Genomic DNA, 13,431 nt, shown 5'->3' with positions numbered 1-13,431 from the left:
TGCTCCTCTCCTCCTTGTACTCCCCCCGACGAGTTCCTAGACTCCAGAGGGTCAGCGACGGAGGAAAACCAGCATGGCGCTCGAAACGGATCAGGACCCGGCACCCAATGGAGGATTGAAGCTCGATCCGCCCGATCCCGTTCCGGCCGTCCCCCCGGAAAGGGCGGCGGGCCTCGTTCCGGTGGATGAGGAGCACAAGGCGAAGCTGGCGGCCCGCGTGGACGATTTCATCGAGGAACTGGTTGCGCAGGACGTGAACTCGCCGGAATTCGGCCGCCGGGTGGACCAGATCACCAATATGGGCCGGCGCGAGATCGCCGAGGCGGCGGGGCAGTCCAACCGCTTCCTCGACCGGCCGGTGCGGGCGATGGACGAAACCTCCGGCGTCGGCGCCGACCTCGCCGAACTGCGCCGCACGGTCGAGGATCTGGACCCGTCGAAGCGCGGCAATCTGCTCGCGCCGCGCAAGCTGTTCGGCCTCATCCCGTTCGGCAACCGGCTGCGCGACTATTTCGACGGCTACAAGAGCGCGCAGAGCCATATCGGCACCATCCTCGCCCGGTTGCAGGGCGGCCGGGACGAGCTGTTGATGGACAATGCGGCGATCGACGTGGAGCGGCAGAAGCTGTGGGCGTCGCTCGGCAAGCTGGAGCAGATGGTCTATATGTCGAAGCTGCTCGACGAGCGGCTGGAGGCGCGCGCGGCGGACCTCGACATCAGCGACCCGGCCAAGGCGCGCGCGATCCGCGAAAGTGCGCTCTTCTACGTGCGGCAGCGCACGCAGGACCTGCTGACGCAGATGGCGGTCAGCGTGCAGGGCTATCTCGCGCTCGACATCGTCAAGAAGAACAATATCGAGCTGGTCAAGGGCGTGGACCGCGCCTCCACCACCACGGTCGGCGCGCTGCGCACCGCCGTCACCGTCGCGCAGGCGCTCACCAACCAGAAGCTGGTGCTGGACCAGATCGGCGCGCTCAACACCACCACCGCCAACATCATCGACGCGACCGGCAGGATGATGAAGGACAACAGCGCGCGCATCCATGAGCAGGCGGCGGCATCGACCATCCCGCTCGAAACGCTGGGCCGCGCGTTCCAGAATATCTACGACACGATGGACAGCATCGACAGCTTCAAGCTGAAGGCGCTGGACAGCATGAAGCAGACCGTCGCCGCGCTGGAGGACGAGGTGGAAAAGTCGCGCGCCTATATCGCCCGCGCCGAAGGGCAGGCGCAGGCCGCCACCGACCCGCAGGGCGGCATCAGGCTGGAGGCGCTGGATTGAGGACGGGCAGGAGGATGCGACGGAAAGGCGGACGCCCGTGATCGGGACCGGCTCCCCCCTTCCGGGCGTGAAGATAGCGCTGCTGCGCCTGCGCAACGCCGTCCGGCGGCTGGTGCGGGCGAGCGTCGTGTCCTTCGCGATCCTGGTGGGCGCGCTGGTCGTCAGCCTGTTCACCGGCGGGATCGGCGACCGCTGGCTGGTCGTCACCTTCCTGCTGATGCTGGTCAGCTTCGTGACGCTTTCCATCTTCCCGCGCACGAAGGTGCCCGGCGTCGCCGAGCTGCGCAAGACGCCGCTGCGCCAGCTGGCGGGGCAGAGCGTGCTGTGGCTGGAGGCGAAGCGGCCGATGCTGCCCGCGCCCGCGCGCACGCTCGCGGGGCGGATCGGCGCGGACCTCGACCAGCTCTCGCCCCATCTCGCCCGGCTGGACGAGCGGCACCCGGCCGCGCACGAGGTGCGCAAGCTGATCGACGAGCATCTGCCCGCGCTGGTCGAAAGCTATACCCGCATTCCGCCGCCGCTGCGCGCCCGCCCCCATGCCGGCTCCACGCCGGAGGCGCAGCTGGTCGACGGCCTTGCCGTCATCGCGCGGGAGATCGAGACGATGACCGGCGAAATCGCGCGCGGCGAGCTGGATGCGCTGGCGACGCGGGGGCGCTATCTCGAAATGCGCTATGTCGACCCGGCCGACGCCGGCGAGCGCCGAACCGCCGACTGACCTGGAGCATGATCCACTTCAACTGAAGCGGATCAGCTCTGATTGTCTTTTGTTTTCCGCATTTTAGCTACGCCGAACTTCGTTTCCGAGTCGTCAGGTGGTCCCCCTGACTCGAAAACGCTCTAGCCGGCGGCGGCTTTCGGCCTGTTGCCCAGCGCCCGATCGATATTGGCGAAGAGGATATGCAGGTCGTCATGGCCTGCATTCTCGGCATGGATGCGCACGGCGGCGGCGAGCTTATGGAGCTGATGCTTCGTCCCGTCATCGAGCTGGCCGACATCGTCCAGCCGCTTGATAAGCACGCCAACCATCATCAGGGTCAGCATCGCGATATGGTCGGTTTGACTTTCAACTTGCATGCCGCGCTCCTCTTTCGAGTCGAGCCGACATCATCTGCCTGACCGCCTTCTTTTACAACCCCGCGCACTTCATCCCAGCAGGCGGATGAGTGCGGAAAAGTCCCTGCCTCCCTCGCCGCTGTTCACCAGCATCTGGTAGAGGCTCTCGGCGGCCGCGCCCATCGGCACGCTGGCATCGACCGAGGCCGCCGCCTCCAGCGCCAGCTTCAGGTCCTTCAGCATCAGCGCCGCCGCGAAGCCGCCCTGATAGTCATTGTCGGCGGGCGATTGCGGCCCCACGCCGGGCAGCGGGCAATAGCTGGTCATCGACCAGCTCTGGCCGGAGGAGACGCTGGAAATGTCGTAGAAGGTCTGCGGGTCGAGGCCGATCTTGCGCGCCATGGCGAAGGCCTCGCACGTCGCCACCATCGTCGCGCCGAGCAGCATGTTGTTGCAGATCTTGGCGGCCTGCCCGTTGCCCGCGCCGCCCGCATGGATCACCGCCTTGCCCATCGCCGACAGGATCGGCTCGGCCCGCGCGAAGGCGGCCTGCCCGCCGCCGACCATGAAGGTGAGCGTGCCGCCATTGGCCGCCGCGATGCCGCCCGAAACCGGCGCGTCGACCATCTCGAAGCCCCTGTCGGCCGCCGCCGCGATCACCCGGCGGGCGGTGGCGATGTCGATGGTCGAGCAATCGAGGAACAGCGCGCCCGGCTTCGCCGCGCCGAACACCTCGCCGGTATAGACCGCCTCGACATGCTTGCCCGCGGGCAGCATGGTGACGACCGCATCGGCGCCCGCCACCGCCTCGGCCGCGCTGGCCGCGCACGTCGCGCCCGCCGCCTCGGCCCGCGCCAGCGCCTCTTCCGACAGGTCGAAGGCGCGCACGGCATGGCCGTGCTTCACCAGATTGGCGGCCATGCCGCCGCCCATATTGCCGAGGCCGATAAAGGCGATGCTGGTCGTCATAATATGTCGCTTTCTTGCTTGAAATCGGGCTTAACGGGGCCTTAGCGCCCCTTCCAGACGCCGGGGCGCTTCTCGACGAAGGCGGCCATGCCCTCGCGCTTGTCCTCGGTCGCGGTCAGGATCTGGAACAGGCGGCGCTCGGTCAATATGCCCTGGGCGAGGCCGGTCTCGAACGCCATGTTGACCATTTCCTTGTTCACCATCGCCGCCATGGGCGGCATCGAGGCGATGAGGGCGGCGGACTTGAGCGCCTCGTCGAGCAGCTCGGCGGCCGGGACGATCCGCGCCACCAGCCCGGAACGCTCCGCCTCCTGCGCATCCATCATCCGGCCGGTCAGGCACATTTCCATCGCCTTGGCCTTGCCCACCGCGCGGGTGAGGCGCTGCGACCCGCCCATGCCGGGCGCGACGCCCAGCTTGATTTCCGGCTGGCCGAATTTGGCGGTGTCGGCGGCGATGATGAAATCCGCCATCATCGCCAGCTCGCATCCGCCGCCCAGCGCGAAACCGGCGACCGCCGCGATCCACGGCTTGCGGGTGGCGACGACGTTCGACTGCCAGCCGGAGAAGAAATCCTCCAGAAAGAAGTCGGCGGCGGGCTTGTCCGCCATTTCCTTGATGTCGGCGCCGGCCGCGAACGCCTTTTCGCCGCTGCCGGTCAGCACCGCGCAGCGCTGCGCCGGGTCGGCGTCATAATCGGCGAACGCCTTGCCCAGTTCCGCCAGCACCTGCGTGTTGAGCGCGTTCAGCGCCTGCGGGCGGTTGAGCGTGATCAGCGTCACCGCGTCGCGCCGTTCGACAAGGATGGTTTCATAGCTCATGCGGTCGTCTCCAGTTGCGGCAGGGGCGTCCATTCCCGGTCCGGTGGCAGCGGCGCGAACAGCGCGTCGATCATGTCGTCCGTCACATCCTCGGCCCGCGCCGGGTTCCATTTCGGATCATTGTCCTTGTCGAAGATCACCGCGCGCACGCCCTCGACGAAATCGGGGCGGCGGATCACATGGCAGGCGATGCGATATTCGCTGCGCATATTGTCGGCGAAATCGGTGAAGGCCGCCCCCTCGCGCAGCTGGCGCAGCGCGACCTTGATCGTCTGCGGCGATTTGGCCGCGAGCACGGCAAGCTGCCGCTGCGCCCACTCCGACCCGTCCGCCTTCAGCGCGGCGACGATATCCTCATAGCGGTCCGCCGCGAACAGCCGGTCGATATCGGCGCGCTGCGCGGCGAGCTTCGAGGGCGGCGGCGCGTCCTCCGCCGCGTCGAGGATGGAGGCGATCGCGGCGGGATCGGCGAGGATCGCCGCCTTCACCGCGTCCAGCCCGTCCGACGCGATATAATGGGTGGCAAGGCCGATGGCGCGCGCATCCGCGCCGTCGATCCGCGCGCCGGTCGTCGCCAGCCACACGCCGACCCGGCCCGGCAGGCGCGGCAGGAACCAGCCGCCGCCGACATCGGGGAACAGGCCGATCCCGGTTTCCGGCATGGCGAACACCGTCCGCTCGGTCGCGACGCGATAGCGCGCGGGAAGGGAAATGCCGACGCCGCCGCCCATGGTGATGCCGTCGATGAAGGCGGCGATCGGCTTTTCATAGGCGAACAGCAGATGGTTCATCCGATATTCGGTGAAGAAGAAATGCTCGGCTTCCTTGCAATCGCCCTTCGCGCTGGTCGCGATCATCGCGATATCGCCGCCCGCGCAGAACCCCCGCGACAATCTGGGGTCGCCGTCCGGCGCGGGGGCATGGTCGATCATCACCGCGACGACGCCATCGTCGGCGCGCCAGTCGAGCAGCGCGGCGATGACCGCCTCGCACATGCCGGAGGTCAGCGCGTGGATCGCCTTCGGCCGGTTGAGCCGGATGCGGCCGACGCCGCCCTCGACCGATATCAGCACCTCGTCGCTCATTCGCGCACCATGTCCCTTCCCACGATCATCCGCATCACCTGATTGGTCCCCTCCAGGATCGAATGCACCCGAAGGTCGCGCCAGAAGCGCTCGACCGGATAATCCATCAGATAGCCGTAACCGCCATGAAGTTGAAGCGCCCGGTCGGCGACGGACGATCCGGTATCGGTGGCGAGCCGCTTGGCCATCGCGGCAAAGCGCGTCTTGTCCGGCGCGTTCTCCGTCACCTTGACGGCGGCGGCATAGAGCAGCAGGCGCGCGGCCTGAAGCTCCGTCTCCATGTCCGCGAGCGTGAACTGCGTATTCTGGAAATCGGCGATCGCCTGGCCGAATTGCCGGCGTTCCCGCGTGTAGCGCACCGCCTCGTCGAGGCAGCGTTGCGCGCCGCCCAGCGAGCAGGCGCCGATGTTGAGGCGGCCGCCGTCCAGCCCGGTCATCGCGATGCGAAAGCCCTCCCCTTCCGCGCCGACCAGATTTTCGGACGGAACGCGCACCCCGTCGAAATTGACCTGCGCGGTGGGCTGCGAATGCCAGCCCAGCTTGCGTTCCTGCGCGCCGAAGCTGACGCCGGGCATGTCCTTTTCGATGACGAGGCAGCTTATCCCCTTCGCCCCCTCCCCGCCGGTGCGGACCATGACGAGGTAGATGTCGTTCTCGCCGCCGCCGGAGATGAACTGCTTCGACCCGGTGACGACATAATGGTCGCCCTCGCGCACCGCCCGCGTCCTCAGGCTGGCGGCGTCCGACCCCGCGCCCGCCTCGGTCAGGCAATAGCTGGCGATGCGGGCCATCGGCACCAGATCGGGCAGATATTTGTCCTTCAGCGCCTGACCGCCGAACGCGTCGATCATCCACGCGCCCATATTGTGGATCGAGATGAACGCGCTGGTCGAGGGGCAGCCATAGGCCATCGCCTCCATGATCAGCGCCGCCTCCAGCCGCCCCAGACCGATGCCGCCGGAGCCTTCCGACACATAGATGCCGCCGAAGCCCAGCGCCGCCGCCGCGCGGATCGTGTCGAGCGGGAAGATGTGCTTCTCGTCCCATTCGGCCGCATGGGGCGTGATCGCGTCAGCGGTGAACCGGCGGGCAAGCTCCTGTATTTCGCGCTGGTCGTCGGTGAGGTCGAACTGGGTCATGCTGTCATCATCCTTGGCAACCGGCTGCGGCGGATCACCCCATCGTCGGGATGACGAACGCGCTGTCTCCACTCGCGCCGCCGTCGGGCCAGCGCTGGGTGACGGTCTTGACCTTGGTCCAGAACTTGACGCCCTCCATGCCGTGCTGGTTGGTGTCGCCGAAGGCCGAGCGCTTCCAGCCGCCGAAGGTGTGATAGGCGACCGGCACCGGGATCGGCACGTTGATGCCGACCATGCCGACATTGACCCGCGCCGCGAATTCGCGCGCCGCATGGCCGTTGCGGGTGAAAAGGGCGACGCCGTTGCCATATTGATGCCTGCTCGGCAGCGCCAGCGCTTCCTCGAAGCTGTCGGCGCGCACCATCTGGAGCACGGGGCCGAAAATCTCTTCCTTATAGGCCTGCATGTCGGTCGTCACATGATCGAACAGGGTCGGGCCGACGAAGAAGCCGTTCTCATGCCCTTGCAGCGTGAAGCCGCGCCCGTCGATCACCAGCTCCGCGCCCTCGTCGACGCCGGTCTGGATCCAGTTCTCGATCTTCTGCTTGTGCGCGGCGGTGACGACCGGGCCGTAATGCGCCTCCGCATCGGTGGAGACGCCGACGCGCAGCGCTTCGATCGCGGGGATCAGCTTTTCGCGCAGCGCCAGCGCGGTCTTTTCGCCCACCGGCACCACGACCGGCAGCGCCATGCACCGCTCGCCCGCCGAACCGAAGGCCGCGCCGGAGAGGTCATTGACCACCTGATCGAGATCGGCGTCGGGCATGACGATGCCGTGATTCTTCGCGCCGCCCATCGCCTGCACCCGCTTGCCCGCCGCGACGCCGCGGCTGTAGACATAATGGGCGATGTCGGACGAGCCGACGAAGCTGACCGCGCCGATATCCGGATGGTCGAGGATCGCATCGACCATTTCCTTGTCGCCCTGCACCACCTGCAAAATGCCTTCGGGCAGCCCGGCCTCCAGGAACAGCTCGGCGAGCCGCACCGGCACCGAGGGGTCGCGTTCCGAGGGCTTCAGGAGGAAGGCGTTGCCGGTGGCGATGGCGACGCCCGACATCCACAGCGGGATCATTGCCGGGAAGTTGAACGGCGTGATGCCCGCGCCGATGCCGATGGGCTGGCGCATCGAATAGACGTCGATGCCCGGCCCCGCTCCCTGCGTATATTCGCCCTTCAGCACATGCGGGATGCCGCAACAGAACTCGATCACCTCCAGCCCGCGCTGGATATCGCCCTTCGCATCGGCGATCACCTTGCCATGTTCGGAGCTGAGCAGATGCGCCAGCTCGTCCATATTCTTTTCGACCAGCGCCTTGAAGGCGAACATGACGCGGGCCCGCCGCTGCGGGTTGACCGCCGCCCAGGCGGGCTGCGCGGCCTTCGCGACCTCGACCGCCCGGTCGAGCAACGCCCGGTCGCCCAGCGCCACGCGCGCCTGCACCGTGCCGTTGTTGGGATCGAAAACATCGCTGTACCGGGCCGCCGCGCCGTCATGGGCAAAGGCCAGCTTGTGGGAAATATCGCGCATGGGGGCACCTCTCACTGGATTTCTTCCCTCAATGATGGAATGCAAGGACGCATTCAATATCTCTTTTTTGCAGTATGAAGCTGCATTTTTGCAGGACATGCCATGTTTCACTGGGACGATCTTCGCATCTTTCTGACCGTCGCGCGAACGAAACGTATCGCGCTCGCCGCGCGCAGCCTCGATATCGATGCGACCACCATCGCCCGCCGCCTCAACCGGCTGGCCGAGGCGCTCGACGCCCAGCTGTTCGAGCAGGCGGGGGCGGAGCGCATCCTGACCGAGCGGGGCATGGCGTTGCTGCGCCATGCCGAAAGCGTGGAGGAAGCCGCCCTCGCCGCCGCCGTCGAGGTGAAGGGCGAACGCTACAGCCTGAAGGGCCATGTCCGGCTCTCGGTGGCGGAAGGGTTCGGCACCTGGATCCTCGCCCCCGGCCTGCCCGCCTTTCAGGAGCAGCATCCCGGCATCCGGCTCGACATCATCACCGCGTCGGGCTTCCTCAACCCCTCGAAGCGCGAGGCAGACATGGCGGTGATGCTCGCCCGGCCGCAGCGCGGGCATCTGTCCGTCCAGCGACTCGCTGATTACCGCCTGCATCTCTACGCCTCGGCGGACTATCTGGCGGGCCACGGCAGGCCGCGCGGCCCGGCGGCGCTGCACGATCATGCGCTGGTCGGCTATGTGCCGGAATTCCTCTTCTCGCCGGAACTGGATTATCTGGACGAGGTCGAGGCGGGGCTGGAGGCGGGCCTGCGCTCGACCAGCATCGCGATCCAGCGCCAGCTCATCCTCGGCGGGGCGGGGATCGGCATCCTGCCCGACTTCATTGTGCCGCCGGAAAGCGGGCTCGTCCGGGTGCTGGAACAGGAGGTGGAGATCACCCGCAGCTTCTGGCTGGTCACGCACCACAGCCTCGTCAAGCTGGCGCGCATCAAGGCGGTGTCCGACCTGCTGCGCAGGCGGGTCGAGGCGGTGCTGACGCCCGGCGGCGCGAAGCGGGGCGCGCGCTAGAGCATTCTGAAGTCGGCTGGAACAGCCGACGGCTCGCAGAATGCGGAAAACAAATGAATAATAGATTCAATCTAATCGGCCAATGCTCTAGCCGCTTCTCCTCCCCCGCCTTCCGCCTGCTGGCCGAAGCCTTGCGCTATCGCCCCGAATCAGGCGGCGCCGTCACAGCCGCACCCGGTTGAGGCGCAGCGCGTTGCCGACCACGGTGAGCGAGGACGCCGCCATCGCCGCGCCCGCGATCATCGGGGACAGCAGGATGCCCGCCACCGGATAGAGCACGCCCGCCGCCACCGGCACGCCGATGCCGTTGAACAGGAAGGAGAAGAACAGGTTCTGCCGAATGTTCGCCATCGTCGCGCGGGCGAGCCTGCGCGCGCGCACCATCGCGGCAAGGTCGCCCCTGGTCAGCGTCAGGCCCGCGCTCTCGATCGCGACATCGGTGCCGGTGCCCATCGCCACGCCGACATCGGCGGCGGCGAGCGCGGGCGCGTCGTTGATGCCGTCGCCCGCCATCGCGACGCGCGCGCCCTGCGCCTTCAGCTCCGCGACGATCCGTGCCTTGTCCTGCGGGCGAAGGTCGGCGCGCACCTCGTCTATGCCGCCGATCATCCGGGCCACCGCCTCCGCCGTGCCCCGGCTGTCGCCGGTCAGCATCACGATGCGCAGCCCTTCGGCCCGCAGCGCGGCGATGGCGGGACCGGCCGATGCCTTGACCGGATCGGCGACGACCAGCAGCCCGGCGAAGCGGCCGTCGATCGCGACCATCATCACCCCCGCCCCGTCCGCGCGATGCCGTTCGGCCAGTTCCTCGAAGGCGGAGGGGTCGGCGCCGAAGCGGCGCATCAGCGCGGCGTTGCCGACCGCCACCGCGCGCCCATCCACCACGCCGTCGATGCCGAGGCCGGTGCTGGAACGGAACCCGCTCGCCTGCGCGTTCCCCTGTTCTGGCGCCAGCCCCCGCTCCCGCGCCGCGCCGACGATGGCGAGCGCGAGCGGATGCTCGGACAGCGCCTCGACGGCGGCGGCCAGCGCCAGCACGGCGTCGGCGGCAAAGCCCTCCGCCGGTTCGACCGCGATCAGCCGGGGCTTGCCCTCGGTCAGCGTGCCGGTCTTGTCGATCACCAGCGTGTCGACCCGGTCGAGCGCCTGCAACGCCTCGGCATTCTTCACCAGCACGCCCGCCCGCGCGCCGCGCCCGGTGCCGACCATGATCGACATCGGCGTGGCGAGGCCCAGCGCGCAGGGGCAGGCGATGATCAGCACCGCGATCGCGTTGAGCAGCGCATGGCCGAAGCGCGGCTCCGGCCCGGCGAGGTTCCAGACGATGAAGGTGGCGAGCGCCACCAGCACCACCAGCGGCACGAACCAGCCGGAGATGCGGTCCGCCACCGCCTGTATCGGCGCGCGGCTGCGCTGCGCCTCGGCCACCATCGCGACGATGCGCGCCAGCATCGTGTCGGCGCCGACCGCCCGCGCCTCCACCAGCAGGCTGCCGGTGCCGTTGATCGTGCCGCCGGTCACCGCCGCGCCCGGCGCCTTGGCCACCGGCGCGGGCTCGCCGGTCAGCATCGCCTCGTCGACCGCCGAGCGCCCTTCCAGCACCACGCCGTCGACCGGCACCGCCTCGCCGGGGCGGATGCGCAGCCGGTCGCCCACGGCGATGGCGGCGACCGGCACCTCCCGCTCGCCGCCGTCCGCGCCGACCCGCCGCGCGGTTTTGGGCGCGAGGTCGAGCAGCGCGCGGATCGCGCGGCCTGTCGCGGCGCGGGCGCGCAATTCCAGCACCTGCCCCAGCAGCACCAGCGCGACGACGACGCCCGCCGCCTCATAATAGACCGGCACCATGCCGCCATGGCCGCGAAAGGTCGCCGGAAACAGGCCCGGCGCGACCGTCGCCACCAGGCTGTAGAGGAAGGCCGCCCCCACGCCGAGCGAGATCAGCGTGAACATGGTATAGCGCCGCCGCTTCACCGAGGCCCAGCCGCGCGCGAAGAAGGGCAGCCCCGCCCACAGCACGATCGGCGCGGTGAGCGCCAGCTGCACCCAGGCGGACCAGGCGGGCGGCACCAGATGCAGGCCCAGCATCTCGGCCCCCATCGACACCAGCAGCAACGGCACCGCCAGCACCGCGCTGACCCGGAAGCGGCGGGTGAAATCGACCAGTTCGGGATTGGGGCCGTCCTCCGCGCGCGGCAGGACAGGCTCCAGCGCCATGCCGCAGATCGGGCAGGGGCCGGGCTCCTCCCGCCGGATTTCGGGATGCATCGGGCAGGTCCAGACCGTGCCGGGCGCGGCGGGCGGCGACGGTGCTTCCGGCGGGCGGTGCAGATAGCGGTCCGGGTCGGCGAGGAATTTCGCGCGGCATCCGGCGCTGCAAAAATGCCATGTCCGCCCGTGATGCTCCGCATGGTGCGGCGTCCCGTCCGGGTCCACCCGCATGCCGCACACCGGGTCCGTGGCCGGGGCCATGTCCGGGGCCGGGGCGCCCTGTTCCTGCTCAAGCCGATGCCGATGGTCCATCCCGACGATCTCCGTTGCTGCCCCGATAGGGGCCTGCCCCGCCGCCAAGGTCAAGGACTTTCGCGCCTTCGCACGCGCCGGCGGGCGGGGCGGCATTCGCCGCAGACCCCTCGCCTCGCCTTCCCTTCCCAACGATCCACCGGCCTTCAGAATTTTTTACACGTTCCGCATGTAAGGCTGTGGCAGGAAGGATCGCGAGGGCAGCTCAGGCAGGACGATGTGGTGAATTTGGCTACGCAGGGCGGCAACGCCGCCGAGGTGCTGGTGATCGACGATGTGGAAGAGATCGTCGAGGAACTGCTGGGGCTGCTCGACCTGCTGGACATACCGGCGGCAGGCGCGCATTCGCTCGATCAGGCGATGCGGATATTGCACGGCAACCCGACCATCCGGGTCATCGCCTGCGACGTGCGGCTGAAACGGGAATCGGGGCTGGAGATCATCGATCTGGTCCATGCCGACAGCGGGCTGGCCGGGCGCGACCTGCGCTATATCTTCATGACTGGGGATTCGATGCAATCCGACGCGATCAGGGCGCATCCGGTGCTGGCCAAGCCGGTGCAGCCGCGCGAGCTGGTCCGCCTGCTCAAGGCCATGCTGGGGCGCGAGGACGAGGCCTGACGAGGCGCCCCGGCGGGGGCATTTGGAAGGATCGGACCCGCCCTCTTATCTATTTGCAATCGCGAGGGAATGCCCTATTTCCCGGTCGCCACTGAAAATCCGGGGATGCGACGATATCCAGCCCACTGCCTTGCATCGAACGATCCGAATGGCGCGGGGCCATGCCGGGCACGGGCCGGGATAAGTCGATGCGCGCGCCATGACGGTGTGGATGCTGATCGGCGGCGGGCTGGCGATCGTCCTCGGCCTGCTCCTGTTCCGCGGCCTCAGGATCAGGGCCGGGGCGGCGGACAGCGGCGGCGGCGCGATGGATGCCGAATGCCTCGCGCTGGCCATGGCGGCGAAGGACCTGCGCCGCTATATCGGCTTCCGGCGCATGGAAAATCCCGTGTTCGACCCGGAACGGGGCATCGTCCATTATCTCGCCCTGCCCGATCGCGCGCCCGCCGAAATTCCCGTCCATCCGGCCGATTGCGCCGAATTCGCGGCGGCCGCCGGGCAGGAGGAGGCCATTGTCGAATTCCTCCCCGCCGACAGGCAGGATTTCGAGAGCCATTTGCTGATCCTGCGCGGCAACCGGGATGGCGCATGCTGGCGCACCGGCCTCATGGTCACGTTGAAGCAGCCCCGGCGCGTCGTCGACCTGCTCGCCAAGCAGGCGCGACTGGTCGATCTGGGCCGGGCCGCCGCCGCGATCGGGCATGAGATCAGGCAGCCGCTCTTCACCATCGCCGTGGCCGCCGAAAGCCTGCGCATATTGGCGGCCAAGGCGCAGGACCGCGACGACGCCGCGCAGATGCTCGACCGCATCGACCGCATCGCCCAGCAGGTGTCGCGCACGCAGGGGATCATCGAGAACGTCTCCCGCTACGGCCGGACGGACAGCGACATGGCGCGCGACGCCGATATCGTCGAGGCCGTCCGCGCCGCGCACGGCTTCCTCACGCCGATGATCGACGACCGGAAGATCGACGTGACGATGACGCTGGCCGAGGGGCGGCATGAGGTGCGGACCTCCCGCATCGAGCTGGAGCAGCTGTTCGTCAACGCCATCCAGAACGCCATCGACGCGATCGACATGCGGCGCGGCCAGGGTTGGGACGGCGCGGGGCGGATCGACATAACGGTGGAGCGGGACGGCCCGGCGGTCCGCTGCCGCGTGGCGGACAACGGCGTCGGCCTCGCCCCCAGCGTCGGCATTTCCGCGTTCAACGCCTTCTTCACCACCAAGTCCGACACGGGCACCGGCCTCGGCCTCTATATCAGCCGCGGCATCGTCACCCGCGCGGGCGGCACGATCGCGCTGCGCCCCGCCGGGGACGGACAGGGCGCGGTGCTGGAGATCGAGCTGCCCGTCGCCGCCCCGGCGGCGTAGGGCAGGGTCCGGGGCCGCCCC

At 68.6% G+C, this 13,431-nt stretch carries 12 protein-coding genes; 5 read left to right on the top strand and 7 right to left on the bottom strand.

Annotation, left to right across the window (positions count from 1 at the left end):
- The first annotated feature begins 73 nt into the window (after positions 1–73).
- Both GGR43_RS13725 and GGR43_RS13720 read left to right on the top strand, forming a co-directional pair.
- Complete coding sequence (locus tag GGR43_RS13725; RefSeq protein ID WP_188072542.1) at positions 74–1,285, top strand: toxic anion resistance protein; 1,212 nt, start codon at positions 74–76, stop codon at positions 1,283–1,285.
- A 37-nt stretch (positions 1,286–1,322) separates the two neighbouring features.
- Positions 1,323–2,003: a hypothetical protein gene (locus GGR43_RS13720; protein ID WP_246343741.1), complete on the top strand. Its 681-nt coding sequence runs from the start codon at positions 1,323–1,325 to the stop codon at positions 2,001–2,003.
- 122 nt (positions 2,004–2,125) lie between these two features.
- Here the strand turns inward: GGR43_RS13720 and GGR43_RS13715 are convergent, their stop codons facing one another.
- The 6 genes from GGR43_RS13715 to GGR43_RS13690 form a co-directional block, all read right to left on the bottom strand.
- Positions 2,126–2,362, bottom strand: coding sequence for a hypothetical protein (locus GGR43_RS13715; RefSeq protein WP_188072541.1), 237 nt, complete (start codon positions 2,360–2,362; stop codon positions 2,126–2,128).
- Between the two features lie 69 nt (positions 2,363–2,431).
- Positions 2,432–3,313, bottom strand: a complete 882-nt coding sequence (mmsB, locus tag GGR43_RS13710) for a 3-hydroxyisobutyrate dehydrogenase (protein ID WP_484592891.1) — start codon at positions 3,311–3,313, stop codon at positions 2,432–2,434.
- Between the two features lie 38 nt (positions 3,314–3,351).
- Positions 3,352–4,131 (bottom strand): enoyl-CoA hydratase-related protein, encoded by a 780-nt coding sequence (locus GGR43_RS13705; protein ID WP_188072539.1) that lies wholly within the window; start codon positions 4,129–4,131, stop codon positions 3,352–3,354.
- The gene (locus GGR43_RS13700) at positions 4,128–5,216 is read right to left on the bottom strand and encodes an enoyl-CoA hydratase/isomerase family protein (protein ID WP_188072538.1); all 1,089 of its coding nucleotides are present in this window, start codon (positions 5,214–5,216) and stop codon (positions 4,128–4,130) included. The genes GGR43_RS13705 and GGR43_RS13700 overlap by 4 nt, the downstream gene beginning before the upstream one ends.
- Positions 5,213–6,355 carry an acyl-CoA dehydrogenase family protein gene (locus GGR43_RS13695; protein WP_188072537.1) on the bottom strand — a complete coding sequence of 381 codons (1,143 nt, stop codon included), beginning with the start codon at positions 6,353–6,355 and terminating at the stop codon, positions 5,213–5,215. The genes GGR43_RS13700 and GGR43_RS13695 overlap by 4 nt, the downstream gene beginning before the upstream one ends.
- Positions 6,356–6,389: 34 nt before the next feature.
- Positions 6,390–7,886, bottom strand: a complete 1,497-nt coding sequence (locus GGR43_RS13690; protein WP_188072536.1) for a CoA-acylating methylmalonate-semialdehyde dehydrogenase — start codon at positions 7,884–7,886, stop codon at positions 6,390–6,392.
- A 102-nt stretch (positions 7,887–7,988) separates the two neighbouring features.
- On the opposite strand from GGR43_RS13690, the gene GGR43_RS13685 reads away from it, so the two are divergent.
- Positions 7,989–8,894: a LysR family transcriptional regulator gene (locus GGR43_RS13685; RefSeq protein ID WP_188072535.1), complete on the top strand. Its 906-nt coding sequence runs from the start codon at positions 7,989–7,991 to the stop codon at positions 8,892–8,894.
- 162 nt (positions 8,895–9,056) lie between these two features.
- Here the strand turns inward: GGR43_RS13685 and GGR43_RS13680 are convergent, their stop codons facing one another.
- A complete protein-coding gene (locus tag GGR43_RS13680) occupies positions 9,057–11,363 on the bottom strand; it encodes a heavy metal translocating P-type ATPase (protein ID WP_281392498.1) in 2,307 nt (768 codons plus the stop codon).
- A gap of 270 nt (positions 11,364–11,633) precedes the next feature.
- Between GGR43_RS13680 and GGR43_RS13675 the strand changes: the two genes are divergently transcribed.
- Together GGR43_RS13675 and GGR43_RS13670 are read left to right on the top strand one after the other, a co-directional pair.
- Positions 11,634–12,035, top strand: a complete 402-nt coding sequence (locus tag GGR43_RS13675; protein ID WP_284278972.1) for a response regulator — start codon at positions 11,634–11,636, stop codon at positions 12,033–12,035.
- A gap of 199 nt (positions 12,036–12,234) precedes the next feature.
- Positions 12,235–13,410, top strand: coding sequence for a sensor histidine kinase (locus GGR43_RS13670; protein ID WP_188072533.1), 1,176 nt, complete (start codon positions 12,235–12,237; stop codon positions 13,408–13,410).
- Positions 13,411–13,431 lie beyond the last annotated feature (21 nt).

The sequence above is a fragment of the Sphingobium jiangsuense genome, from assembly GCF_014196495.1.
Taxonomy (GTDB): domain Bacteria; phylum Pseudomonadota; class Alphaproteobacteria; order Sphingomonadales; family Sphingomonadaceae; genus Sphingobium; species Sphingobium jiangsuense.
Note: the sequence above shows the minus strand (reverse complement) of the source record. Positions and strands in the feature narration are given on the sequence as shown.

What these genes read in the sequence shown, in the direction of transcription:
- GGR43_RS13725 (WP_188072542.1), top strand. Translation starts at nt 74, where the DNA reads ATGGCGCTCGAAACGGATCAGGACCCGGCACCCAATGGAGGATTGAAG.
- GGR43_RS13700 (WP_188072538.1), bottom strand. Translation starts at nt 5,216, where the DNA reads ATGAGCGACGAGGTGCTGATATCGGTCGAGGGCGGCGTCGGCCGCATC.
- GGR43_RS13680 (WP_281392498.1), bottom strand. Translation starts at nt 11,363, where the DNA reads ATGGCCCCGGCCACGGACCCGGTGTGCGGCATGCGGGTGGACCCGGAC.
- GGR43_RS13695 (WP_188072537.1), bottom strand. Translation starts at nt 6,355, where the DNA reads ATGACCCAGTTCGACCTCACCGACGACCAGCGCGAAATACAGGAGCTT.
- GGR43_RS13690 (WP_188072536.1), bottom strand. Translation starts at nt 7,886, where the DNA reads ATGCGCGATATTTCCCACAAGCTGGCCTTTGCCCATGACGGCGCGGCG.
- GGR43_RS13705 (WP_188072539.1), bottom strand. Translation starts at nt 4,131, where the DNA reads ATGAGCTATGAAACCATCCTTGTCGAACGGCGCGACGCGGTGACGCTG.
- GGR43_RS13715 (WP_188072541.1), bottom strand. Translation starts at nt 2,362, where the DNA reads ATGCAAGTTGAAAGTCAAACCGACCATATCGCGATGCTGACCCTGATG.
- GGR43_RS13670 (WP_188072533.1), top strand. Translation starts at nt 12,235, where the DNA reads ATGACGGTGTGGATGCTGATCGGCGGCGGGCTGGCGATCGTCCTCGGC.
- GGR43_RS13685 (WP_188072535.1), top strand. Translation starts at nt 7,989, where the DNA reads ATGTTTCACTGGGACGATCTTCGCATCTTTCTGACCGTCGCGCGAACG.